Raw genomic sequence first — 25,549 nt, 5'->3', positions numbered from 1 at the left:
ACGATTTAATCCTCAACTGCGATTTGGTATTGGTCAATCGGCTGATACAAATCATAAGCAAACTCATCGCAAGCATGCTGTAACAGTGCCGTGGTATCTTGCTCATCCAGTATAAATTGCCAATCGCGATGCTTACGACTCCACTCCATCTCTTCTAATGAGAATGGCAAGAATGAATCGCTTTTATCCCACTCTTTAAGTAGATCAGTAAAATTGGCAATGCTCGCCTTACCCATTTCATCAGTTTGCCATTCCAACTCTTTACCTTTTTCAGCCAATAACATCAGTAGTGCTGCAGGCAACACCAAGGGCTGAGTTTGCCCATATTGATAAGCTTTGAACCAATGATGTAAATACGCCCTAGCCTGTTGTGTAGTCACTCCTGATTGAATCAACGTCACATCACTAAAAATCGCAATCCGCTTTAACTGCGTCGCTTGTTCATCTTTTAAATTTAAATAACTGACCCACAATAAATACTCTAGCCACGTTTTGGTACGGCGTTTGCCACGCGCACTGGCAGCACTGAGGCTCACCCATTCCTTTACCGCTTGCACAGGAACCTTGATATTCATGATGATGTGTTCATCAACACGCCACTGGCGTTGAGTCGTCGCAGTCTGTTCAGGCGCGTAACGTTGTAAGCGTTGTTTCAGTCGTTGCTGTTCCGCCAGACTCATCTGCAATGCACTATGCTGCACTTTGCCAATAGGTAAGCGATCTTGTAAAACACGAGGATCTACTGCTTCCGAATCTTGCTGTTGTAAAAAATCTCGAATGGTATAGCGTCCTAAGCCATCCAAAACTAAAGGCTCTTGTTGTGCCGGAAGATCCGCAGGCTTGAAATTTTCAACGCCCAAGGTTTTTAAATATAAACGTGCGGGGAAAGTCACATCTTGAATCCACTGATGACCTTCCAAAACGAGAAGATCTGATGCCTCCACAGGATAAGCACCATTAATCCAAGGTTCCCGTTGCCCGGATGCTTTGATAATTTTTTGTGCCACACCAAACCATTGATCTTGATAGCGTGTCGATGGTTCAGCTTGAAAACCGACTGGATCAAAGGGTTGTAGTGTATGCACTTGATACAACTGATGAAGTTGTGCAGGGACGTCGATACCTTCCACATTGATCATTGGATCAGATTCGGTCTTTAAATTATCTTGTACTGTGTCGGCTTTTTTTGTAATAAGTGCAAAATGACTGATCAACTCCTGTAATACGCTTGAGGGTTCACGGACTTCGCCATCACTGACATCAAATCCATTGTAAAACAGCCACAGATTCTCTTGTGCTAAGAGCAATGCATCCAGAAATGCACCTTGATCATCTTCTAAACGAGAGCGATCACCCAATTGTGGACGGAGTAATCCCATCAAATCGAAAGGGACTTGAGTATTACGATTTGGAAATTTCCCGCTATCCAGATTCAGCATCACAATCAATTTATAAGGGACAGGACGAATATGTCCAATTTGGCTAAAGGTGATTTGACCTGTTGGCAAAGCCTGTTCCAGTTGGCTTTCTAAACTACTTTGAATCTCTTGTAGCAGATAAGGCAAAGGCAATTGAATGTCATATAACGCATGTTGCGTCGCATTGCCTTTTTCTTTCATTTCGTAGTTATAAGACAACGTCAGCATGGTGTATTGCTTTCGCACCACTTGATGCACAGCTTGCAAGGCATCGACACCAGCTTGGCTAAACTCTTCAATTTCTGCTTTTATAATCTCTAACCATTGCTCAACAGGTTTACGTTGTCCCTTCTCATGCATGATTAACCAATCACGGCGGACTGCAAAATCCTGATAGATTTCGATGAGCTTAGCAATCAATTCAAAGTCAGCACTGAGGACTTCAGCGAAACTCAAAGTCTCACCAAAGATCGTATGTTCAGGCACAGCAACACCTAAAGCCAAACGATCTAAAGCAAACTTCAAACTAAAACGATAGTCCTTATCATCTGCACTCAAACTTTGCTGTAAATGCTCTGCATCCAAACCTCGCTTAAAGCCTGCATTGATCAAGAGCTCGATCATGCGCTCAGTCATATCAATATCAAGTTCATAACGAATTTGCGTGGCATTTAAACTGAGCCAATCAGAAAAATCCTCAATGCTGAAGCGACCACTGACCAGTTGAATTCGACCGAGTACTGCACGCCATGCATTGTTGACATCAATTTGAGTCACCCCTGCAATTTTTACAGGCAAATAGACACCCGCTTGCAGGGTACTCTGTGGAAACACACTTCGAATCAACGGTTCGATTTGTTTTAAATCGGGTGCTAAAACCAAAATATCATTCGGTCGGCGTGGCTGTTCTGCTGTCCCCTGAGATAACCAGTGAATGAGCTGTTCTTTCAGTACTTCAAGCTGTCTTAAACCTGAATGACAGACATGGATTTTAATAGAATCATCATCTGCGCGAAGTTCAAAACCTTGTTTCTCAGGCTCGACCAAATACAAAATATCGGATTGCACTTTACCCAATAAATGGTTGGGATAGTCATCGACAAATGCATCAACCCATTGCCCTTCTTCTCCCGATGACAAGTTCGATAAAATCGAAAAGTGATCTCGCGCTTGCTTACCGAAACGGGTGAGTAATGGATGTCTAGATTCGCGAACTTCTGCATTAAAATTCAGTGTAAATGCTTTGAAAAATTGCTGGATTTCTTCATCTGAAGCGTTTGGATTTTTGGCAATAAAGCGCTCTTTAACACTCAAGTCGTAACGCTTTTTCCAGTTTGGATCGACACTATCTGCCCAATATTCCTGTGATGGGTTGTAATGCAAAATCAGAACATCAATATATTGTCCTAAACGCCTGAGAAACTGTAACTGCGACGGTGGCAAATCTAATACCGTAAAAACAATCGCCTGACTCGGTAATGCCTTGAGTGCCTCAGGACGTAAGGCATCATCATCCATGACTTTCCAAAACTCATGATCAATGCTTTGCATTTCCACAAAATCATCGTGAAAGGTGTGTTGCCAAAGCCAACGCTGCCAAGCTTCTAGTTTTTGAGCTTGATCAAATTTAAACGAAATATCTTGATCTGGGTTTTGAGGAAATAGGTGTTCAATATCAAGCGGCTGATTGGCACCCCATTGCATTAGCCAATTCTGTGGACAACGGCACTCACCTTCGCAACCACGGTGACAATCACCGCGATAAAGCATGTAGTTACCAAATAATTTAGAGACCTGTTCCGCCACCCAATACAACATGCTCTGTTTTTTGAGTTGCTTTTCTATACTGTGTTCAAGCTGACCCGCACTGTCATAGATCCGTTGAATAATGGAATATAAAGGGTGCTCAACCGCTAAGCTATTTTCATCAGATTCAATATAGGATTTTAGTGTTTGATAAATTCGCCACTTCATCATCAAGCGTGGAATATTGGCTTTACGCACATGGTCTTTATCGCTGAGTACCTGTTGGTAGCAATACCACTGAAAACCACGAATACGCTGATGAAATTGGCTATTGGCACTGATCCCATGCTGTTCGGCAATGGTCTGAGTCAGCCATGTCTCAATCGCAGGGCTAGGGACAATAAAGTGCTCTTTTTTAAGGACATTTAAAGGATTCTTTGAAGGTTTATGAATACTGTGTAATACACCTTGTACCAACACATCGATCCGTTGGCTTTGAATAACATGAATCCCCATAGTTCCTCTTTATTTTATTCACACAAGATCATCATCATTCGTGAACAAAACCATAAACATAAATCACTATACATCTTAAACTGAGTATGGCACTTTTATTCAAGCGACTGAATAAAACTTTCAAATAAACCACACTGTATTCATGGTTTACTTAATAACAATCAGATAGATACCAAAGGTAATGCATTATGAAAATCGATAAAATTCCTGACACATTAGATCCGAATTTAAATTTAGAACAAATCCGTGAAGAATGTCTTGAATTAGTCAAAAAGCGCTCTTATGTTTCCGCAGGCGTTGCAGTCATTCCTGTACCCTTTTTAGATGTAGTGATTGATGTCGGTATGCTGTCTCTTCTCATCCCTGAAATCAATACGCGCTTTGGTCTTTCGCCTGAACAAATCAGTGTCTATGATCCGAAAACCAAAAAAGTACATTGGAGCGAATTGCGTAAACGTGGCTTTGAATTTTCAGGCTTAGTGGCTGCACGTACCGCGGCTAAACTATCTTTGAATAATATGGCCTCTAAGATTATCACTAAGCAAGTGACGAAGTTCATTCCACTTGGCGGTTCTATTATTGCGGCGAGCCTCGGTTATATCATTATGAAAAAAGTAGCCGAAGCGCATGTTGAAGAAAGTTATAAGCTTGCTAAAAGCATTCAGCAGAAGCAAACAGCGAAAGTCGTGAGCTAAGTGGTTATTGGCTAAGTGACTCGATGATAAAAAATAAAAAAGCGGATAGATGATCCGCTTTTTTATACTCTTGATTTTTTATTCACTTGTTATTCATTTGGTTCAGGGAAATACAACGATACAATCTGTTAATCTGCCTTCAACTGTTTCAACAGAGCTTTTAAGATTTGAATCCGCGCTGAATATTTATTATTGGTCGCAATCACATACCACGGTGCATAATCCGTATCGGTTCTGTCCAACATATCCGCCGCCGCCGTTAAGTAGTCATCCCAACGTCCACGGTTACGCCAATCTTCAGCAGTAATTTTAAAGCGCTTATGCGGTGTTAATTCACGCGCTTTAAATCTGGCTTCTTGTTCGTCCTTACTGATCGCCAACCAGAATTTCACCACAACCGTCTGTGTATCAGATAAGTCTTTTTCAAAGCGATTGATCTCATCATACGCCCTCTTCCATTGCACATCGGAAGCAAAACCTTCTACACGCTCAACTAAAACGCGTCCATACCAAGAACGGTCAAAAATCGAGATCGTTTCATTTTCGAGTAATTTATTCCAAAAACGCCATAAATAAGGTCGTGCCAATTCATATTTTTCAGGTGCTGAGATATTAAAAATCCCATATTCTCGGGGATCAAGTTTTTTAACAATGCGCTTGATCGCTCCACCTTTACCTGCCGCATCCATACCTTCAAACACAATCACTGTTTTGCGACCATCTAAGCGTAATGCTTCTGCGACTTTTTTGGTGAGTTTTTTCAGTTCTGCTTTGTATTCGGTTTCTTCTAAAACAATGCTCTCGGGTTGTAATAAGGCCTCTGGCACAACCGCTTGTTGCCATTTGCTCCGAACTTTCAATGGATGGTTCGGTAAATGTTTTAAATGCTCTAATACATGCGTTGCAAACGTTTGATCACGCTGAACTTCATCTTCACAATTAATGATCAACCAATCATCAGTAAAACGCTGACGAAGCTTTTGCACATTGTCATATTGTTTTTTATTACGCCAATCGAGTCCATGTAATTTGTGCCAACGTTGTTCTGACACATCCATTTTATCGAGACGTTTTTGCAAAGATTTCCATGACAGATCAAACCAAACTTTAATCACATCGACATGGTTATTTTTAAGATCCTGCTCAAACTCTTTCATGCGCTGAACATAAGCATCAAACATGGTTTCATCAAATGGGCTTGAAACATGTAAAGTCGTGGTCAACAAATCACTATACCAATTACCAAACATGACGATCATTTGCCCTTCAGCAGGGATATATCGCGCGTAGGGTTGCCAAAAAGGTGTCGTGGTATTCATCAAATGCGGTGGATCAGCTTTAACACGTAAGTAGCGTGGGTCTACCCATTCACGCAGTTGTTTTACAGACTCCCCTTTACCCGCAAGCTCAATACCGCTGACTAGAATGACCAAGCTTTTCGCATTCTTTTTTGCTTTGGTATTTTTGAGCGCATATTGAGCTTCGATCAGTTGCAAACTTAAATCTTCTGGTTGATTTAAAGATGTTGCTACAAGCTGAGCTTCAGGCTCATCTTTAACCTTATCTTTTGAGTCATCTTTCAACTTTTCTATGCGTTTAGCCGTCATGCTTTTCTCTATTTTTATATCTTTAGATCAGTATACGCAACTGACCATGGTTTGATGAAACTTGATGTACAATAATTGCAATTCAAAGATGACTTTTCATTGACGATTTAATTTTGTATTGCTGCTGATTTGTCATAGCGCATTTATTTAAGTCAAATTATGCTGAGTTAAGCATCTTTATATTTTGATATTTATTGAGTTCCACATGTCCAAACTTGCTGCATTAGATGATCTTTTAGAACAATATAAACAATTAAACTATCATTCAGATCCACTGTTAAAACAGCGCTTAAATGATGCTCAAAACTGGCTCAAGTCGAGAATTTTAAATACCCATCAAGAACTGTTCAATCAACCTAAAAATCAGCTTATGGCGCAATATTTTATTAACCGTTTATACGGTGGCCCTGAGTTTGATGAATTAGCTTTACAAATTGAACGACTACTCAACTATGCGCATAAAGCAGAGAAAATCATTCCTGAAAATGCCATTCAAACAGGTTTGAAGTCTGTCGGTCTTGCCGTGCTTGCGATGCAACTCGATGAACAAGTGGCAAAACAATTATTAACAGACTATCCAGCAGATCAAGCGATTGATGATGAAATGATGCGTCAAACTTTGGTAAAGCTCGATCAATCGACTGCTCGCAAACAGCAACTCGATTTACTTGATGAACTGGGCATCAGTCTCGATAAATACATGCGTTCTTTCATCATGCACACTGCTTTTAAAATGTGTAAAGGTACAGCAAGCAAATATCGTTTTGAGCTGATGTACGATTTTATTGGTGAAGGTTTTGTTGCCATGAAGCCTTTAAAGTCGGCAGCGACATTTATCCACAGTTTTACTGAAAAAGAACGCATGATTGTGGACAATGTACATTCAGGTCAACCCAATCCGTTTAGAATATGATAAGGTTTTGTGCACAAGAGCAGAGTGCTGATACCAACTCGTTATCGCATTGTGTTCAACCAGCTCAATTGGAAGCATCAGAACAATTCAATTACAGGCGAAAAAGACCTTTATTTTTCTGTATATTATTCATAGCAATTGCATGATCAACGCTGTAAAAAATGAAAGAATCTGTCATCATGCAATTTAACAACGATTAACCATTATTTGTGTTCAGGAGCGACTCGAATGTCTAACGAAAATCAACAGCCTACTGCTCAAACTGAGACGGCAAAAAGTGCAGACAAAGTGAGTCCATTTTTAACTGAGCCATTACCAACAGGCACTCCACAAGGTCAACAACAATCTTTAGAACAAAAATTGACTGATACGCCTGTAACAGGTTCTGTTCCAAAATATAATTTACCCCGTGGCGCAAACACTGGAAATGTGGGTGAAACCACACATTTCGGTTTTCAAACGGTGAATAGCGAAGAAAAAGCACAAAAAGTGGCTGAAGTCTTCCATTCTGTTGCAGCGAAATACGACATCATGAATGACTTAATGTCATTCGGTATTCACCGTCTTTGGAAACGCTTTGCAATCAATATGTCAGGTGTTCGTCGTGGTCAACGCGTACTTGATATCGCAGGCGGTACAGGCGATTTAGCGAAAGTGTTTAGCCGTGAAGTCGGTCCAACAGGTCATGTGGTTCTGTCAGACATTAACGAATCAATGCTCAATGTTGGTCGTGATCGTTTAATCGATGCGGGTTGTACCAATGTCGATTTCGTATTGGCAAATGCTGAAACATTAGAACCATTTGAAGACAACAGCTTTGATCTTTTAACGATTTCATTTGGTCTACGTAACGTAACCGATAAAGATGCTGCCTTGGCTGCCATGTACCGTGTACTTAAGCCAGGTGGTCGTTTACTGGTTTTAGAGTTTTCTAAGCCTGTGTTTGAACCATTCTCTAAATTGTATGATTTGTACTCATTTACCGCTTTGCCAATCATGGGGAAAATCATTGCCAATGACTCAGAAAGTTATAAGTACTTGGCTGAATCGATTCGCATGCATCCAGACCAACGTACCTTAAAAGGCATGATGGAAAATGCAGGATTCCAAAACTGTGATTACCATAACTTGACTGCGGGTATCGTTGCAGTACACCGTGGTTTCAAACTTTAAGTTCTAAGCATAAGGTCAACAAGGTATCGTTATGTGGTCGATTCTGGCACTAGGTGCAGTTGAACGCTTCATTCATCATTGTATCAATTTGGATGCGATTACTCGCATCCAGTTCAATGAATTACAAGACAAAATGCTACGCGTGGTGATCGATTCACCCCAGCTTTCTGTGGATGTATTTTTCGACAACGAGAAAATTCGCTTAGAACCGACAGTCTCAGGTCATACTGAAGCTTCTTCTATTTTTGAACAACGTCCATTTGATTCAGTCAATACCGTAACCGAAGCCAATGCAACGTTGCATGTGAGCAATGTGATTGAACTTGCCAAACTGTTATTGGCAGACGATGTCGGTAATATTCCTGTGCAGGGTGACTATCAACTGCTCCAAAATATTCAACGGATTATTCAACAAGCTGAGCCTGATTTGGCTTCGCAATTGAGTCCTTGGATTGGTCCAAATTTGGCGAGTCAAATTGGCAAAATCCAACTCGCACCCAAACAATTATTGAAGGCTTTCGACAGTCATTTGTTTTTTGCTGAAGACTTCCTCAAAGAAGACAGCGGACTATTCGCACCACGCTGGCAAATGGATGATCTCAATCACGAGACACGTCAACTTACGCAAAATATTGACCGTTTAGACGCTAAGATTCAGCAACTTAAAGCTCAATTTAATCCCACGTAACCTCACATCAAACTAGGTAAATGCATATATGATTCCGCACATTACACGTCTACTCGAACTTTGGCGCATCGCCGCGCACTATAGACTCGACACGTTAATCCCTGCGGAAGACATCCCTGCAAAAGCACGTCCGATCATTAAGCTGATTCATATGCACCCTGCTGCATGGTCGAGCCGTGAGCGCAAGAACCCTTTAAAGCTCAAAGAAGCTTTGGAAGAAATGGGCCCACTTGCCATTAAAATGGGGCAGTTGCTCTCGACACGTCGTGACTTGATTCCACCTGAGCTCTTGCAACAATTGGTTCTTCTACAAGACCGTGTCAAACCCTTTGGTCATGATGTCGCAAAAATGCGGATTCAGGAATCATTAAAGGCGGATGTAAATACCTTATTTGCACGTTTTGATGATCAACCTTTAGCAGCCGCTTCTATCGCACAGGTGCATACCGCAGCGCTACATGATGGTCGTGAAGTTGTGGTTAAAGTCACACGCCCGAATATTCGTGCGCAAATCATTCAAGATTTTGAAATTTTAGAATGGCTCGGTGCTTTTTTAGAAAAGCGTCTTGAAGCTGCACGCGCGTTGCACCTTTCAGAGATTATTCAAGACTATCGTCAAATCATTTTAAATGAGCTCGATTTGACTTTAGAAGCAGAAAACACTCGTCGTATGCGTCACTACTTTACCGGTTCAAGCATGATGTATGTGCCTGAGGTCTATATGGACAGTAAAGATGTCATGGTTGCAGAGCGGATCACGGGTGTGCCCATTTCAGATATCGCGACATTCGATCAGTTGGGCATGGATCGCAAGGATTTGGCTGAAAAGGGTTTAACGATTTTCTTTACCCAAGTGTTTCGCGATAATTTTTTCCATGCCGATATGCATCCGGGAAATGTCTTTGTAGAAACCATTAATCCAAATAATCCACGCTTTATTGCTCTTGATTGCGCAATCATGGGTGAACTGTCTAAACATGACCAAATGACCATTGCACGTATGCTTTTGGCGGTCATGAATAGCGACTTTATGCAGTTGATTTTGATTGTACATCAAGCAGGTTGGATTCCACCGGGTACAGATCAAGATGCCTTGGCACGTGAAATGCGTCGTACTGTAGGCCCAATGGTTTCTAAACCAATGCATGAATTGGATTTTGCAGGAATTCTGATTCAAGTGATGGATATTGCGCGTCGTTTCCATTTGGAAATCCCACCTCAACTGATGCTGTTACTGAAAACTTTAGTCCACGTTGAAGGCCTCGGTACAGACCTCTATCCTGAATTGGATATTTGGAAATTAGCGAAACCGATCCTCACGGATTGGGTGAAAGCACAAATGAACCCACAGAAGAATCTAAAAGAATTAGGTCAAAAGATTCCAGATTTATTGTTGGGTGCACAAGACTTACCAACGTTGATGATTGATAGTCTCAATGGTTTAAAAAATCAATCTGCTTGGCATGCGAAACAGCTCAATGAACTACAGATGATGCGCTTGCAAATGGAACAGCAGCAAAAGCGAAGCTGGATTTTTGGAAGTCTCATGGCAATTTTATTGTCAATTGCTGTGATTGCGCCGTGGTATGTTTCAGTTATTCTGATTATATTGGCAAGCTTCATCGCGATTTGGCGTGTGGCTAAATAAATTTCTAATTTAAAAAATCGTCAGCGATTAGAACCTAGATGACTGATCAAAAGCCCAATAAATCCTAGAAATTGATTGGGCTTTTTTATAGTTTAAATATTGATGCTTGAAATATTTAAATTTTAAAATCGAAAAAATATGCAATGACTTCAAAGTCATGAACTGCTTTTTATTGCCATTGTTGTAAGCTTTTAATTCTTTAAAATTGGCAACTTATATTGAGAGAGTGTTCTTGAATGACCCAAATTCTTAAAAAATCTGCCAAAGTTTTGGATATCCGTGTCGGTGATCAAGCACGTCAATTGATTTTAAAAGAAGGGTTGCAAGCACATCATGTCGATACCATTCCGGGGGCTGCAGGCGGACCAAAAGGTATTGGTTTAACCGGGCTTGATCAAGCGATCTTTGGCGATTTTTTACCGCAAGCAAAACAACGTCGCTTCCTCATTGGCTCATCTGTGGGTGCATGGCGCTTTGCTGGTATTGTGGCGCAAGGTGAAAAAGCTGGTCCTGAAAAACTCGCCGAGCTGTACACATATCTGCCTTTTCATAAAAAAATGAAAATAGCGGAGATTGAAAAAATTTCTCGCGATATGTTGGCGGGTATTCTTGAAAATAAAACACAGCAACTGGTGGATCATCCTGATTATCATTTGACGATTATTGCAGCTAAAGCGGAACATTTATTTCAAAGTGATCATAAATTGGCGTTGTATAGTTCGCTATTGGGAATTGTAGGCAGTAATGCGATTTCTCGAAAGCATCTTAATAAATTTATGCAGCGTGTGATTTGTCAGCCGAGCCAGTTTCTACAATTTCAAATACAAGATGATGCGTTTAAAACGCATTATATTCATTTCCATAAAGACAACGTTGCCGACTGGCTGATGGCATCAGGCTCAATCCCGGGTGTGACCCCTGCTGTTCGAAATATTGTCGATGCACCTCAAGGAGCTTACCGCGATGGTGGTCTGATTGATTATCACATTGACTTACCGTTCCAAAGCAAAGGTGTAGTGCTGTATCCACATTTTACCGATAGCATTACACCGGGTTGGTTTGACAAGATGTTTAAATCTCGAAAATCGAATCCTGTAAATCAGTCACGAACCGTATTGATTTCACCCTCTCAAGCTTACTTAAATTCTCTACCTTTAGGTCGTTTACCTGACCGTAAAGATTTTGTATTGAAAGGATTGTCTGAACAGCAACGTATTCACATGTGGAAACAATCAATCGCTGAAAGCCAGCGTTTAGGTGATGAATTTTTAGAATTGGTTGAAAAGCAGCGTTTTGCGGATGTGATGCAAGTACTCTAAAAATACATTTAGAAATCTATTGTTATATCGAATAGTTAAAAACAGATAAGTGGAATTAATATTTAATCCAACATTCACCAATATTTTTTGTCGTGCAATCTAAAAATCTAAGCCATTGGATGACTAGGTAATTACCTTCTTTTTTGTTACATTAGCCATAAAATAGAATATAGAAATAACAATGAAATCAATCCATTTTGCGATTATTGGCGCTGGAACGGCGGGAATCGCAAGCGCAATTTTATTGGCGAAGCAAAACATTCAAGTCACGCTGTTTGAGAAAGTCACTGAACTTGAACCTGTGGGTGCTGGACTCTTATTACAACCTGCTGGTTTAGCCGTTTTTGAGCATTTGGGTATTCTTGATCATGCTTTAACTTTAGGGGCTCGAGTTAAAGGTTTAGAAGGTCGATTACCCAATCAAAAACTCTTGGTCAATAGTCACTATCAACAAGCCAATCCAGCATTTTACGGTCTCGGCATTCACCGTGCGACTCTATGTCATGTGCTTGAATCCAAAGCCAAAAAATATTCAGACCTGATTCAATGGCAAATGAATACCGAGATTAGTCATTATCTTGAACGCTCAGATGGTATTCAGATCTTTGGCACTCAAGCTGGCGTAAAATTTGACGCACAGTTTGATGGAATCATTATTGCCAATGGTTCAAGAAGTGGTTTACGTCCTAAAGACTGGGTCAAAGTTGATCAAGCCTACCCTTGGGGTGCAAAGTGGACGATTGTCCCGGAATGTCTCGATCTTGATCCTGAAATCCTGCATCAATTTCATGAAAAATCTCAACTCATGCTCGGTATTCTACCGACAGGTGCTGTCCCTTCAGCTCCGCATAAGCGCCTATCAAGTGTCTTTTGGAGTATGCCAACACCGATGCTTGGGCATTTCTTAAGACGTGAAATTAACCGTCAACAATGGCTTGCACAAATCGATTCAAAATGGCCTGACACTGCAACTTGGTTAAGAACCGTGATGGGCAATAGTTCACAACAATGGCTTTCTGCCCATTATCGTGATGTGGTGATGTCGAAAATGGGCGAAGGACGAATCGGTGTGATTGGTGATGCAGCACATGCCATGAGCCCTCAACTTGGACAAGGTGCCAACATGGCTTTGCTCGATGCATGGGCACTGAGTCAATCCATCCAAGCTTCACGCCAAGGTGAAAGTTTGGATTGGTCGAAGCTTTGGCAAACGTATCATCAACATCGAAAATCCTCAACACAGTTCTATCAATTCTTAAGTCGTCTCCTCACCCCGCTTTATCAATCTGATCATTGGTGGGCAGGTGGCTTGCGTGATCTCAGTTTTGGATGGATGTATCAAGTCCCGTATTTCCGTAAAGAAATGGCTTTGACCGTTTCGGGTTTAAAATCTGGGATGTTTAGTCAGATGCAGTATGAAGATATTGCTAAAAATTAGTTCGGGTTAAAGCATGAATATAATTGAAGTTTTTAAAAATAATTTTTGGAGATATAAATCTCCTACTCTTCCCAGTGCTATAACAGCAATTATTCTTGCGTACGTTTATCTACTTTTGCATATAGCTGATTATATTTATCTCAACGAAAAGCAGCAGCACATCCATTACTTCAATAAAACTACAGTAATACGTTTAACAGAATATCCTTTTTTTCTAGAAATTCTAATTATCGAATATTTTCCATTTTTTTTAACGTTACTCAACGTTAAAATTTTAAAATCATTGATGCCGTTTATTGTTATATTTTATTCATTTTATGCACTCTATTACATGATTAATATCAGCATTCCCATTAGTCTTTTCTTCCTACTGTGGATTCACCAGAACTTAAAAGAAATACAAAAATGAAATCAACCATTAAATTATCAATCTATATAAATTAAAATTTTTATATAAAATTAACTTTTTCTCAAAAAATCCTGCGGATCACGTAAACTATAGACTTCTACGCTGACACCGTAGTACTCATTACTACATTTATCTAAATCAACTCACTTGGTGAAATCCTATGAACAATATGCAATGGCTCGATGAAGTAAAATTTAACGAACAAGGACTGATTCCTGCTATTGCTCAGCATCATCAAACAGGTCGTATTTTGATGGTGGCATGGATGAACCGTGAAGCTTTAAGTTTAACTGCTGAGAAAAACCAAGCAGTTTATTTCTCTCGCTCTCGTAGCAAGTTATGGCATAAAGGCGAAGAATCAGGTCATTTCCAAACTGTACATGAAATTCGTTTAGACTGTGATGCAGATGTGATCGTACTGCAAATTGAACAACATGGTGGTATTGCCTGCCATACAGGTCGTGAGTCATGTTTCTATCGTAAACTCACACCAAATGGCTGGGAAATTGTCGATGTACAGCTTAAAGACCCAAATCAAATCTATGGTGAAAAATCTGGCAATGCACATACTCAAGCGATGAATGCATCCAATGCACAAGCTGAACAAGTTGATGTACTCAGCTATTTAGGTCAAATGATGGCTGAGCGTAAAGCCGTTGATCCTGACTCTTCATATGTGGCTAAGCTCTACCATAAAGGTTTAAATAAAATCTTAGAGAAAATCGGTGAAGAAAGTTTCGAGACGGTGATTGCTGCGAAAGACTATAAAGCTGAAGCCAATGAAGACAATAAAAATGATTTGATCTATGAAGTCGCAGATGTTTGGTTCCACACCATTGTCATGCTCGGCTATTTCGATCTTGATATTCAATTGGTACTCAATGAACTTGCACGTCGTCAAGGTTTGTCAGGCTTGGTTGAAAAAGCGAATCGTAGTCACTAATTAATTTAATATCATATCATTTAAAAACGTTTTATTTAACCCGAATCGCGGATAAGGATTTTTCTTTAAAATCATAAGCTAAATTTAATTTTATGATTAGTTTTTAGTGTTATCAGACCAAAGCATAGACTTTTTTATGCTCAAAATGATGGGTAAGTCTCAAGAAGAATGATCTCATTTCCTTAAGCAGGATTCGGGTTATTTAATATTGTTTGATTTAAGACTATTTCATATAACACTTAAGCCATGCTCAGCATGGCTTTTTGAATAATGATTTTGGGTCAACTCTTTAAAAGACAAATGACGTCGTGTGGAATGAATTTAGCCACGATTTAATACCCTAAACTTGCTATACTCGCTGTTCAATTTTGATCCACTTATAAAGACCTTCTATTACTGTGCCTGAAATTTTAAAAGCAACGCCTGAACAACAATTTGCCATTGAGCAAGCCCATAAAGGCGAATCCTTTAAAGTGATTGCTTATGCAGGCACAGGTAAAACAACGACTTTAAAATTAATCAGCGATGCAATGCAGCATCGCCGTGGTATGTATTTGGCATTTAACAAAGCCATTGCCACTGAAGCGCAAAATAAATTTCATGGCAATGTCGACTGTCGTACTTTTCACTCTCTTGCTTTTCGAAGCGTTCCACGTGGAGTGACGGATAAACTACGTTTACCTCGTTTAAGCCCAAGCTTTATTGCCAAAGAATATCGTTTAGAGCCGATTACTCTTCGACGCCTCATGGGTGGTCGTTATGAAAAATACGCCCTCATGCCAAGTCGTCTGGCGAGTCTGGTTGCAAATGCGGTGAGCTACTTTTGCTCAACCAGTTCTCAATACCCTGCACCAAGACACATCCAAGCCCCCAGTTGGTTGCATGCCGATGATATTGAAACACTTCAAAAGCATTTATACCCTGCGGTAGAACGTCGCTGGTTAGAATCAATTGATCAAAACCATCAGGCAGGGATTGGTCATGATATTTATCTGAAACTGTGGGCGTTATCAGATCCATTCATTCCCGCTGATTATGTGCTATTTGATGAAGCTCAAGATGCTGATCCACTGATGCTCGGTATTCTACTCAAACAACGCAATACCCAAGTGATCTATGTCGGTGATGCGCATCAACAGATTTATGCATGGCGTGGTGCAGTGAATGCGATGCAACAAATGCCTTTGCCGGAATCACGTCTGACGACATCATTTCGTTTTGGTGATGCCATTGCAGATGTGGCCAATCGTCTACTCGGTGCATTGAACGAAACCGTACCGTTAATGGGCAATCCAGACTTAAAGTCCAGTGTGGTCAATAAACCACATACCAAAATGCGTGATGCAATCTTGTGTCGTACCAATGCACGCGCGATGGAATTATTACTGTCAGGCTTAGTGCAAGGCGATAAAGTCAGCCTGCAAGCCGACCATGCCAAGCTCAATCGCTTTGTCGATGCTGCTAGTCTGCTTAAACAAGGTAAGCGAGTCGTCGATGTTCCTGAATTGGCTTGGTTTAATTCATGGCATGATGTACATGAATACTGTGAAACCAATGATGGTAGTGATATCAAACCTTTAGTGAAATTGGTAGATGATCATGGTACAGATCCACTCAAAAAAGCACTTGCGAAAATCACCCCAATCGAGCAAGCTGATTATGTGATCTCAACCGCACATAAAGCCAAAGGTTTAGAGTGGAATCGTGTTCATATCGAAGATGATTACCAATTTAAAATTAATGGACTTGAACACAAAATTAGTGATGAAGAGTTACGCTTACTCTATGTTGCCTGTACCCGTGCCAAGAGTACTTTAAATATTCATCATATTTATGATCTAATACAGCAACTTAAAATCAAATCTGTTCAACAATCGATTAAAACAAAAGCTACAGCATAATTTAAAAAAATTGCAGGGCTATTCACTTGCAGGATTATTATGAAACTGAACTCAATAAGTCTTCGCCATGCGCATCATTTTTCAGACTTAAACATCGAATTTAAATATTCAGACAAGCCAATCACCTTAATTTTAGGTGACCAATCATCAGGCAAAACCGCGATCTTAAAAAATATCTACCAATCGCTGACTTGGTTTGCTGCACGTTTTAAAGATGCGCGAACTGCAGGTGTAGTGATGCCTGATTCGGATATTACCTATAATCGAGTCCAATCACGGATCGAAATCACCATTCAAATTCCTGATGATATCGGCACGCTTCCTGAGAGCACGACTGCTGAAGAGAAAAATGTCAGTCATTGCACGTGGCGCTTATATAAAACCATTCAAGCCAATGGTATTGGTTTTAGTAAAGTCGATACGCTGCAACTTGAGCAAACGATTCAGCTCTATCACAAAGCCTTTGCCCAGGACCCACTCATTGGTTTGCCAATGATCGCGTATTATCCGAGTGATCGTTTTGTGAATGATGTGAACTTGATCAGTAAAAATAACCCTGCCGTGTTTCAAAACCATTCCGCTTATGAGCTGGTTGTTCTTCCCTACACGACCTTTGCTCGTTTTTTTGAATGGTTCCGTGAAATTAGTGATATTGAAAATGCACAAGCTGCGAATCTATTTCAACAAATTCTCATAGATGCCAAAGCATTAAAAAGTACAGCTCAAAGCATTATTGAAGATGATGATAAAAGTATTGAATTCACGAAAAGCTTATTTCAAGCCCACGCGCAACTCCACAGTCCGAGTTTAAATGCGCTTAAAAAAGCTTTAAATATTGTGATTCCAGACATTACGGATCTGTATTTGGAATATCAACCTAAATTACAATTGATGGTGTGCTATAACAATCAAGACATCGCGTATCAACAACTGTCGAACTCCATAAAAAATTGGGTTGCTCTAGTGGGTGACATTGTCCGTCGTTTAAGTTTATTAAATCCGAATAGTTTATTCCCTTGTCTCGAGGGGAATGGCATCCTATTGATCGACAGTATTGATGCTCAATTGGATCAATATTCCACTCAAAATATTTTATTGCGTTTAAATCAAGCCTTTCCCAATATTCAAATGATCGTGTCAGGCACCAGTGATGATTTGTTAGAACATGCAGAACAATATCAATATTTAAAATTGGAAAATAAACACATAGAAGAAATCGACTTAGCTTCTTCAAAAATCTCAATGGATTCGATTTATCAAAATTTATTGGGGCAAGATTTCAATATCAGCGATGACGTTCTGCAAGAACCTGATCCGAGTTCAGACGTCGAAAAAATGTTTGAACATTTTCAAAATCTAAATGCAGAACAACAGCAAGAGTTGATCAAACTCTTGGGTGGAGACGATCAACTATCTAAAGAAAAACTGTAATGTAAATTACGCTAACAATGAAAAGTGTTTTGACCATAAAATAGATAAATAGTCACAACACTTTGAATGAAATGCGATATTCTTGTATGGTGAATGCAAAAAAGTTTGATGTTATTTTGCTCATGTAATAATATCATTAACATTCATTTTTTGTGAAAAATATCAATCTTTTCACATTTAATTTCTCAGGTTGCGCAACACAACTTGGCTTAAAATCATTTATACAGTTCGGCTTTCAATATTTAAGCAGTTGGATGTCTCTTTGCTATCCTCAAATCATTGAAAGATTAAGACTCATCATAGGTTTCGACCTATATCAACACTATGGATATGAGTGTGTTACCGATTATTATATTGTTACCGTTAATACTTGGCACGTTTCTCGTCCTTTGGCTGCAAAAATTCTCGCGTGGGGTAACAGCTTTAGGGGCAATCGGGGTCAGTTTAAGTAGTTTTGGATTATTACTGGCTCAGGCAAAACAAGTATTTGATGGCTTTCCCGTATTAGAAAGTTGGCAATGGTTACCGCAGTTAGGAATCGATTTCAGCTTTCGCTTAGACGCCTTGGGCTTAATTTTCGCCCTATTAATTACAGGCATTGGTACGCTGATTTATATTTATGCTTACTATTATTTAAATCCAAAAAATTCGTTAAGTAAGCTCTATGCCTTACTCATGCTCTTTATGGCAGCGATGTTGGGTATTTCTCTCTCTAATAATTTAATTATTCTTTTGGTTTTTTGGGAACTCACCAGCATTTCGTCCTTCTTACTCGTCGGTTATTGGAGTAATTACGAAGCTGCACAACGTGGCTCACGTATGGCACTGACCATTACGGGCATGGGTGGCTTAGCCATGCTGGGTGGTTTTATCCTGATTGGGCAAGTGACAAGGACGTATCAAATTGACCAACTGGTGACTATGGGGCCAATGATCCAAGCCAGCCCTTATTTTGTTCCGATTTTATTGCTGATTCTTTTAGGTGCTTTCACCAAAAGTGCGCAATTCCCATTTCATTTTTGGCTTCCAAATGCCATGGCTGCGCCAACGCCAGTGTCTGCTTATCTGCATTCAGCAACGATGGTTAAGGCTGGGATTTTCTTACTGGCACGCTTAATGCCAATTTTTGTCGGTTCAGCGCTGTATCATAATGTAGTGACTACCGTTGGCTTGTTCACGCTGTGTATGGCAGCATTCTTTGCCATTTTTAAAGAAGACTTAAAAGGCTTATTGGCGTATTCAACGATTAGTCATTTGGGTCTCATTATTTGTTTATTGGGGATTGGCTCTCCATTAGCCGTTGCCGCTGCCGTGTTCCATATTATTAACCATGCGACATTTAAAGCGGCATTGTTCATGATCGCGGGTATTATCGATCATGAAACGGGTACACGTGATTTACGTAAACTCAGTGGCATCTGGCAACTGCTTCCATTTACAGCAACATTGACCATGATCACGGCTGCTGCAATGGCAGGCGTACCGTTCACCAATGGTTTCTTGTCGAAGGAAATGTTCTTTACTGAACTCTTAGCAAATTTATCAGGTGGATTTGTCGTCACTGCTGCAATTGTCGCAACGCTGGCAGGTTTATTTGCTGTCGCTTATTCAGTGCGCTTGGTTCACGGCGTATTCTTCGATGGGGATATTGGTCGTGATGTTCCAAAGAAAGATGCGCATGAACCGCATGTCGGTATGCGTGCACCTGCCATTTTATTGGCAACACTATGTATTGCAGTCGGGATCATGCCTGCCCTCTTGCTTGAAAATATTGTCAATGCTGGGGCGAGAGCAAGTATTAGTCAGCCTGCATTTGAAGGCGTTCATCTCGCAATTTGGCATGGCTTTAATGTGCCTTTGCTGATGAGTGCGATTGCATTGGTTGGTGGTGTCATCTTCTACTTTGCATTGGCCAAAGGCGGTAAACTCCGTGATATTGACTTGGACCCAGCGTTGGGAGCGTTTCAAGGCAAATTATTATTTGAGCGTTTCCTGAAACAACTTCTCATCCAGTCACGTAAATTTAAACGCGCAACTGAAACTGGCTCGCTACAAACTTATCTTTTACTCATCGTCATTTTCGCTGTCGTGATGGCATCGATTCCATTGCTCAATCAAGGTTTAAGTACCGGGGCTCGTGAACTGACTCATGCACCATTGATTGCCATTGTACTTTGGTTATTACTGTTCTCAGCCTGTTGGATGATGTTGTGGTTCCATCACGAACGTATTAAAGCGGTGCTGATCAGTGGGGCTGTCGGTCTCGTCGTCACCATGGTTTTCCTGACGCTTTCAGCGCCTGATTTAGCCTTGACGCAAATCACGGTAGATGTGGTAACCACTGTTCTTCTACTAATGAGCTTATCACTGCTTCCTCAACTTACACCTTATGAATCTTCGATAACACGTCGTTGGCGGGATGCCTTGATTGCGATTGTGGCAGGTTTAGGGATAGGTTGGATTGCATGGCTCGTCATGACACGTGACCATAATTCAATCTCGTGGTTCTTCTTGCAGCAATCTATCCCTCTCGGTGGGGGTTCGAACGTAGTCAATGTCATTCTAGTCGACTTCCGTGGTTTTGATACCTTCGGTGAAATCACCGTTCTCGGCATCGCTGCGATTGGCGCACTGTGCATGATGGATGGTATGCGTGCTCACGGTACAACCATTACCCAAGGCTTAAGCTATCGCTTTAATCCTTCTCCATTGATGCTTCGTATTACTGCATCATGGGTATTACCCATCGCTTTAGTGGTCAGTCTTTACATTTTCCTTCGTGGTCATAACTTACCGGGCGGTGGATTTATCGCAGGCTTAATTACCTCTATGGCTTTGGTGATTCAATATATCGCCTTAGGTCAAGATCAAGCTGAACAGTTATTACGTGCAAAATCAGGTCGTTTATACGAAATCTGGATTGGATTTGGACTCATGTTTGCAGGACTCACCGGTGTTGCGGCTTGGTATTGGGATCGACCATTCCTGACCAGTGCACACATATTTGTAGAACCTGCCCTGCTTGGAAAAATGCACTTGGCTTCAGCCGCTGCATTTGACGTCGGCGTTTATGTCACTGTACTGGGTGCAACCATGTTGATGATTTCTGTCCTTGGTGACTCCCGTAACACTAGTATTACAGGTCCAGTTCCTAAGGGGTAATTAATGATTAGTTTAGAATTTTTACTCGCATCTGCTATTGGACTATTGGTTGCTACAGGTGTTTATTTAATTTTACGTGCACGTACATTTCCAGTGGTACTAGGTTTGGCAATGATTGGCTATGCAGTGAACTTATTTTTATTCGCCATGGGGCGCGTTCAAATGAGTTCTCCTGCCATTTTAACCCATGCCACTCAAGTCACTGACCCACTCCCTCAGGCTTTAGTGTTGACTGCAATTGTAATTGGCTTTGCTACGACTGCTTTTATTGTGCAATTGGCTCTACGTAGTCGCTATGAATCAGGTACAGATCATGTCGACTCCAAAGAGGATCCGATACATTTCGATCCACGTGAGGATGAGCCTTAATGATGAATTTTATCGAATTTTGGCAAAGTCACGCTCCAATTCTGAGTATTTTAATTCCCGGATTTACAGCCTTTATACTGCTTTTGCTGGGTAATCCAGGGTCAGGTTCTTTAGCACATGACTGGCGTCAACCTTGGCGTCGTGGCATCAGTTTCACCTCGATGTCACTCGGTTTTGTTACGGCGATCAGTTATTTGTTGATGGCAAATAACGGACAGGTCATCGTCTACCAACTCAGTGAATGGAATGCACCATTTGGTATCGTCTTGGTATTAGATCGACTATCGGCATTTATGTTGATACTGACCTATGCCCTTGCCCTGCCATTAATTTGGTTCGCCAGTAAGGAATGGGATGAACGTGGTCGATACTTCCACGCGATGTGTCATTTCCTGATGATGGGACTGTGTGGCGCATTTTTAACAGGTGACTTATTTAACCTGTTCGTGTTCTTCGAAGTCTTGTTGATGGCATCTTATGTGCTACTACTGCATGGACAAGGTAAAGTACGTTTCCAACTGGGTGTGCATTACGTCACCATTAACCTGCTCGCATCAGCTTTATTCCTGATTGGTTTAGGGATGATTTATGGCAGTGTGGGTAGTCTAAATATGGCAGATGTCAGCCGACTTTTGCCAACATTAGAGCCTGATCAATACCAATTGGCCGTTTCAGGTGGTTTCCTCCTTTTTGTTGTATTTGCGATTAAAGCTGCGATTTTACCTGTTGGTTTTTGGCTACCGAAAACTTATGCCGTTGCCACAACGCCTGTTGCAGCCATTTTTACCATCATGACCAAAGTTGGCATTTATGCGATTTTGCGTGTAAATGGCACGGTCTTTAATGATGAATACGTTCAGAACATTCTCAGTAATATCTTGCTTCCAATTGGCTTGATCACGTCCGTTTATGGTGTCATTGGCGCTATTGGCTCAGAGCGTTTACGACGCTTCATTGGCTTCATGATCTTATCTTCAATTGGGACCATCATCGTTGCTTTATCTTTGATGACCACTGATGCTTGGACTGCAGCACTTTATTATCTTGTACACAGTACCATTATTGCTGCGGCATTTTATTTACTCAGTGGTTGGATTACTTCTCAGCGTGGTCAATTTAAAGATCATTTCAAAAATGCACCGGTGATGAAACAAAACACTTTAGTGTCCATTTGCTTCTTTATCATTGCATTGATGATGGCAGGATTGCCTCCTTTTAGTGGCTTCTTTGGTAAAGTCTTTGTTTTACAAGCCTCTCATTCTTCGCCTTATCAACTGACCATTATCATAACGATTTTAATCGTCAGTTTGCTGAGCATTATTGCATTCACACGCGTTGGTTTTGTTTTGTTTTGGCGGTCAACTGCGCCAGAAACAGATCCAAAAGAAAAAGCTTTTGAAGAGTATGCCAACTTACCCAATCGAGCACCGCTCAGAAATGATAAAACCATTTATCTGATGCTTTCAGGCTTAATGTTGTATGTCGTATTTGCGCATCCAATTATGCAATACCTTGAAAAAACCAGTGCTCAGTTAAAAAATCCTCAGTTGTATTATGATGCTGTACTGAAGTTAGACAATGAAAATAAAGTGATTAGTGTTCAGCCTTTTGATCCTCACTATTTACCTGAAACTAAATATAATGGTGAATCCGCAGATCCCAATGCTCGATTGATCCCTTATATCATCAGTGAAAAAACCTTAGACGGTGAACATATTTCTGAGTACAAACAGCGTCAAATTCAACAACAAGAGCAAGACGTGAAACAAGAACAAGACTTGTCTCAATTGAAGCCGATGGAGCAATAAATGGAACCCAAAAATTCATTATTTTACCGAATTTTGCCCCATCCATTTGTTTCTGTGATTGTGGCGATGAGCTGGTTGATGCTTGGAAATAGTGCTGAATTATTCGATATTATCGTCGCGAGTATTTTGGCACTCATCATCCCAAAAATGATTCAACCCTTTATTGTACGCACACCCAATATTCATTGGGATTTGGCCATCAAGCTTGCTTTTGTGGTGCTCTGGGACATTATTGTCTGTAACGTGCGTGTAGCCAAGCAGGTACTTGGGCCAACAGACAAACTCCATCCTAAATGGTTTCGTGTGCCTTTAGATACTGATCATGAACAAGTAAATTCATTACTTGCAATGATTATCACCACAACGCCTGGAACGGTCAGCGCGGGTATCGATCAAGAACGTGGTGATATCTTGGTTCACTCACTCAGTACCGATGATCCAGATGCTGATATTTTAGAGATCAAAGCACGTTATGAAGCCCCTTTAATGGCTATTTTTAGTGTTGAACAAGGAGAGGACGCATGACCATATTGCCGTATGCATTGGGTATTTGCTTGATCGCAGTGACGATTTCAATGCTCCTATGTTTGTTCCGTCTAGTGATTGGTCCTTCCATCGTAGACCGACTCTTGGCACTGGATACCTTATTTTTAAATGCGACCTGTCTGGTGGTGATCCTTGGAATTTATTGGGCAACCACATCCATGTTTGAAGGCGCTTTATTGGTCGCTATGCTTGGATTTGTTTCAACCGCCGCTTTGGCGCGTTACTTTACGACCGGCCATGTGATCGACTAGGAGCACTCTGATGACAACTCAACTTTTGATGGAAATTTTGGTGTCTCTTTTCTTAATCATCGGGGCATTTTTCACCATCGTGGGCGGGATTGGGATGGTGAAATTGCCCGATCTTTTCATGCGCTTACATGCACCGACCAAATCCAGTACTTTGGGTTTAGGTAGTTTTTTGATTGCAGCCATGATTTATGCTGCTTTCCATGGTCGTTTAGGTTTTGCAGAATTACTGATTACGTTACTGGCTTTTATTACAGCGCCCGTATCAGCCAATCTTATTGCACAGGCCGCCATTCATTTACGTTTAAGATCGACTTCAGGTGATGTATCAGAAGCCATTGATCGACCATTACCTTGGCAGAGACAACGTAAAATCAAACAATTTAGAAATGATCAATTCAATAACTAATCTCATTCAAGCGAATAAAAAAACCTCACAATGTGAGGTTTTTTTATTCCACTGATATTCAAGCTTAGCTATACAGCATGGCAGGTTGCGAGTCTTCTTGGAAACTTTCCATTTGATAATCTACGGCTAATTTCTCTTTCCAATAGCTCACTATCTCTGTGTAATCAATCTCTGAGGGATGAAAATCTTTTTTGTAATAGGACAAATATTCAGGAATGAGCTCGATGAGCATTTTTGAGATGAGATAAAAACCATAAAGATTGCCCGAAACTTTCGGTAAACTTTTACGTCGATCTTGAATAAATAAACGACTTGCAGAATAAAACGTTAAGCTTGCAAAACCTGTCGTAACACTACGCATGACGCTACGGCGAACCTTGTCATCTTTATACACAGACTGATAAACATCAAATGCAACAGCACGATGCTCAATTTCCTCAATCGCATGCCACACCCAAAGTTTCATCGCATCTTCATCTAAAGTGCTTAATACTTGTGGATTTCGTAAGATATAGCCACCGAGCAATGCAGTGAAATGCTCAAATGCACAGGTAATCGCAAGTTGTAATTTAGGATGGACTGTACGGATAAATTCATCACGACGTGCGAGCCATGCCTGAAAACTATCGAGCTGGTAGTCGTCACGACGCCATGCATCATTAAATTCTGCATGTGCTTTAGAGTGCATCGCCTCCTGACCGATAAACGCGGCAATCTGTGCTTGCAAGGTTTTATCCGTCACTTTGTCACGAACATTACGCACACTGTGTACAAAGAACTGCTCACCTATTGGAAAGGTTGAAGAGAGTGCAGTCAGTAAATGTGACATCACTGGAGAATCAGCAAAGAAATGTCGCTTAATTGCTTTTGGATTATAACTGAGACGACGGACTTTGATACCCAACGCTTTCGGGCGGTTTAGGTATGATTTTTCTTGCGCCACTTGAGTAATTGTCATCGCTGTACCCTACTTTGACTTTTGTTTTTTATATACTGTCATAAGCGATTCAATTGTATATTGCCTAAAAAATCAGTGAATCCGTCAAAATAAACATTTTGCCAATACAGCTACACTAAATCATCAATCTCAATGCTTTGATCATTCATTAATTACTGTTTTTATTGAATATTTAAAACTACCTTCATATCACATGCGTTCAGC

At 40.7% G+C, this 25,549-nt stretch carries 19 protein-coding genes; 16 read left to right on the top strand and 3 right to left on the bottom strand.

What is annotated here, in order from left to right; translation table 11 throughout:
* Positions 1–5: 5 nt before the first annotated feature.
* Positions 6–3,680 (bottom strand): exodeoxyribonuclease V subunit gamma, encoded by a 3,675-nt coding sequence (locus AC5YD2_RS01805; RefSeq protein WP_496124677.1) that lies wholly within the window; start codon positions 3,678–3,680, stop codon positions 6–8.
* 188 nt (positions 3,681–3,868) lie between these two features.
* Between AC5YD2_RS01805 and AC5YD2_RS01800 the strand changes: the two genes are divergently transcribed.
* Positions 3,869–4,375: a hypothetical protein gene (locus AC5YD2_RS01800; protein ID WP_496124676.1), complete on the top strand. Its 507-nt coding sequence runs from the start codon at positions 3,869–3,871 to the stop codon at positions 4,373–4,375.
* Between the two features lie 128 nt (positions 4,376–4,503).
* On the opposite strand, the gene pap is transcribed toward AC5YD2_RS01800, so the two are convergent.
* The gene (gene pap / locus AC5YD2_RS01795; protein ID WP_496124675.1) at positions 4,504–5,982 is read right to left on the bottom strand and encodes a polyphosphate:AMP phosphotransferase; all 1,479 of its coding nucleotides are present in this window, start codon (positions 5,980–5,982) and stop codon (positions 4,504–4,506) included.
* A gap of 205 nt (positions 5,983–6,187) precedes the next feature.
* Here pap and AC5YD2_RS01790 point away from each other — a divergent pair, with 205 nt between their 5' ends.
* From AC5YD2_RS01790 to AC5YD2_RS01720, 15 genes are all read left to right on the top strand, one after another.
* Positions 6,188–6,895, top strand: a complete 708-nt coding sequence (locus tag AC5YD2_RS01790; RefSeq protein ID WP_496124674.1) for a DUF8198 family protein — start codon at positions 6,188–6,190, stop codon at positions 6,893–6,895.
* A gap of 228 nt (positions 6,896–7,123) precedes the next feature.
* Positions 7,124–8,068 carry a bifunctional demethylmenaquinone methyltransferase/2-methoxy-6-polyprenyl-1,4-benzoquinol methylase UbiE gene (ubiE, locus tag AC5YD2_RS01785; protein WP_496124673.1) on the top strand — a complete coding sequence of 315 codons (945 nt, stop codon included), beginning with the start codon at positions 7,124–7,126 and terminating at the stop codon, positions 8,066–8,068.
* Positions 8,069–8,099: 31 nt separating this feature from the next.
* Positions 8,100–8,756 carry a ubiquinone biosynthesis accessory factor UbiJ gene (locus AC5YD2_RS01780; protein ID WP_496124672.1) on the top strand — a complete coding sequence of 219 codons (657 nt, stop codon included), beginning with the start codon at positions 8,100–8,102 and terminating at the stop codon, positions 8,754–8,756.
* A gap of 28 nt (positions 8,757–8,784) precedes the next feature.
* A complete protein-coding gene (locus AC5YD2_RS01775) occupies positions 8,785–10,404 on the top strand; it encodes an ABC1 kinase family protein (RefSeq protein WP_496124671.1) in 1,620 nt (539 codons plus the stop codon).
* Between the two features lie 236 nt (positions 10,405–10,640).
* The gene (locus AC5YD2_RS01770) at positions 10,641–11,723 is read left to right on the top strand and encodes a patatin-like phospholipase domain-containing protein (RefSeq protein ID WP_496124670.1); all 1,083 of its coding nucleotides are present in this window, start codon (positions 10,641–10,643) and stop codon (positions 11,721–11,723) included.
* A 181-nt stretch (positions 11,724–11,904) separates the two neighbouring features.
* A complete protein-coding gene (locus tag AC5YD2_RS01765; protein ID WP_496124669.1) occupies positions 11,905–13,161 on the top strand; it encodes an FAD-dependent oxidoreductase in 1,257 nt (418 codons plus the stop codon).
* Positions 13,162–13,730: 569 nt separating this feature from the next.
* Positions 13,731–14,513 (top strand): bifunctional phosphoribosyl-AMP cyclohydrolase/phosphoribosyl-ATP diphosphatase HisIE, encoded by a 783-nt coding sequence (gene hisIE, locus AC5YD2_RS01760; RefSeq protein ID WP_496124668.1) that lies wholly within the window; start codon positions 13,731–13,733, stop codon positions 14,511–14,513.
* Between the two features lie 398 nt (positions 14,514–14,911).
* Positions 14,912–16,414: a UvrD-helicase domain-containing protein gene (locus AC5YD2_RS01755; RefSeq protein WP_496124667.1), complete on the top strand. Its 1,503-nt coding sequence runs from the start codon at positions 14,912–14,914 to the stop codon at positions 16,412–16,414.
* 39 nt (positions 16,415–16,453) lie between these two features.
* Complete coding sequence (locus tag AC5YD2_RS01750) at positions 16,454–17,845, top strand: ATP-binding protein (protein ID WP_496124666.1); 1,392 nt, start codon at positions 16,454–16,456, stop codon at positions 17,843–17,845.
* Between the two features lie 324 nt (positions 17,846–18,169).
* The gene (locus AC5YD2_RS01745; RefSeq protein WP_496124665.1) at positions 18,170–21,007 is read left to right on the top strand and encodes a monovalent cation/H+ antiporter subunit A; all 2,838 of its coding nucleotides are present in this window, start codon (positions 18,170–18,172) and stop codon (positions 21,005–21,007) included.
* Positions 21,008–21,010: 3 nt separating this feature from the next.
* Positions 21,011–21,376, top strand: a complete 366-nt coding sequence (locus AC5YD2_RS01740) for a Na+/H+ antiporter subunit C (protein ID WP_496124664.1) — start codon at positions 21,011–21,013, stop codon at positions 21,374–21,376.
* Positions 21,376–23,184, top strand: a complete 1,809-nt coding sequence (locus tag AC5YD2_RS01735) for a monovalent cation/H+ antiporter subunit D (protein ID WP_496124663.1) — start codon at positions 21,376–21,378, stop codon at positions 23,182–23,184. The genes AC5YD2_RS01740 and AC5YD2_RS01735 overlap by 1 nt, the downstream gene beginning before the upstream one ends.
* On the top strand, positions 23,185–23,709 hold the full coding sequence (locus AC5YD2_RS01730) for a Na+/H+ antiporter subunit E (RefSeq protein ID WP_496124662.1): 525 nt from the start codon (positions 23,185–23,187) through the stop codon (positions 23,707–23,709).
* Entirely contained in the window at positions 23,706–23,981 is a 276-nt protein-coding gene (locus AC5YD2_RS01725; RefSeq protein WP_496124661.1) for a monovalent cation/H+ antiporter subunit F, read from the top strand. The genes AC5YD2_RS01730 and AC5YD2_RS01725 overlap by 4 nt, the downstream gene beginning before the upstream one ends.
* A 10-nt stretch (positions 23,982–23,991) precedes the next feature.
* The gene (locus tag AC5YD2_RS01720) at positions 23,992–24,387 is read left to right on the top strand and encodes a Na+/H+ antiporter subunit G (protein ID WP_496124660.1); all 396 of its coding nucleotides are present in this window, start codon (positions 23,992–23,994) and stop codon (positions 24,385–24,387) included.
* 64 nt (positions 24,388–24,451) lie between these two features.
* On the opposite strand, the gene AC5YD2_RS01715 is transcribed toward AC5YD2_RS01720, so the two are convergent.
* On the bottom strand, positions 24,452–25,345 hold the full coding sequence (locus AC5YD2_RS01715; RefSeq protein ID WP_496124659.1) for a metal-dependent hydrolase: 894 nt from the start codon (positions 25,343–25,345) through the stop codon (positions 24,452–24,454).
* Positions 25,346–25,549 lie beyond the last annotated feature (204 nt).

Source organism: Acinetobacter sp. CY73, from assembly GCF_059515865.1.
The sequence above is the reverse complement of the archived record's forward strand: the minus strand, read 5'-3'. Positions and strand labels throughout refer to the sequence as shown.

Excerpts from the sequence above, each read along its gene's own strand:
- AC5YD2_RS01805 (WP_496124677.1), bottom strand. The coding sequence starts at position 3,680 with ATGGGGATTCATGTTATTCAAAGCCAACGGATCGATGTGTTGGTACAA.
- AC5YD2_RS01800 (WP_496124676.1), top strand. The coding sequence starts at position 3,869 with ATGAAAATCGATAAAATTCCTGACACATTAGATCCGAATTTAAATTTA.
- pap (WP_496124675.1), bottom strand. The coding sequence starts at position 5,982 with ATGACGGCTAAACGCATAGAAAAGTTGAAAGATGACTCAAAAGATAAG.
- AC5YD2_RS01790 (WP_496124674.1), top strand. The coding sequence starts at position 6,188 with ATGTCCAAACTTGCTGCATTAGATGATCTTTTAGAACAATATAAACAA.
- ubiE (WP_496124673.1), top strand. The coding sequence starts at position 7,124 with ATGTCTAACGAAAATCAACAGCCTACTGCTCAAACTGAGACGGCAAAA.
- AC5YD2_RS01780 (WP_496124672.1), top strand. The coding sequence starts at position 8,100 with ATGTGGTCGATTCTGGCACTAGGTGCAGTTGAACGCTTCATTCATCAT.
- AC5YD2_RS01775 (WP_496124671.1), top strand. The coding sequence starts at position 8,785 with ATGATTCCGCACATTACACGTCTACTCGAACTTTGGCGCATCGCCGCG.
- AC5YD2_RS01770 (WP_496124670.1), top strand. The coding sequence starts at position 10,641 with ATGACCCAAATTCTTAAAAAATCTGCCAAAGTTTTGGATATCCGTGTC.
- AC5YD2_RS01765 (WP_496124669.1), top strand. The coding sequence starts at position 11,905 with ATGAAATCAATCCATTTTGCGATTATTGGCGCTGGAACGGCGGGAATC.
- hisIE (WP_496124668.1), top strand. The coding sequence starts at position 13,731 with ATGAACAATATGCAATGGCTCGATGAAGTAAAATTTAACGAACAAGGA.
- AC5YD2_RS01750 (WP_496124666.1), top strand. The coding sequence starts at position 16,454 with ATGAAACTGAACTCAATAAGTCTTCGCCATGCGCATCATTTTTCAGAC.
- AC5YD2_RS01745 (WP_496124665.1), top strand. The coding sequence starts at position 18,170 with ATGGATATGAGTGTGTTACCGATTATTATATTGTTACCGTTAATACTT.
- AC5YD2_RS01740 (WP_496124664.1), top strand. The coding sequence starts at position 21,011 with ATGATTAGTTTAGAATTTTTACTCGCATCTGCTATTGGACTATTGGTT.
- AC5YD2_RS01735 (WP_496124663.1), top strand. The coding sequence starts at position 21,376 with ATGATGAATTTTATCGAATTTTGGCAAAGTCACGCTCCAATTCTGAGT.
- AC5YD2_RS01730 (WP_496124662.1), top strand. The coding sequence starts at position 23,185 with ATGGAACCCAAAAATTCATTATTTTACCGAATTTTGCCCCATCCATTT.
- AC5YD2_RS01725 (WP_496124661.1), top strand. The coding sequence starts at position 23,706 with ATGACCATATTGCCGTATGCATTGGGTATTTGCTTGATCGCAGTGACG.
- AC5YD2_RS01720 (WP_496124660.1), top strand. The coding sequence starts at position 23,992 with ATGACAACTCAACTTTTGATGGAAATTTTGGTGTCTCTTTTCTTAATC.
- AC5YD2_RS01715 (WP_496124659.1), bottom strand. The coding sequence starts at position 25,345 with ATGACAATTACTCAAGTGGCGCAAGAAAAATCATACCTAAACCGCCCG.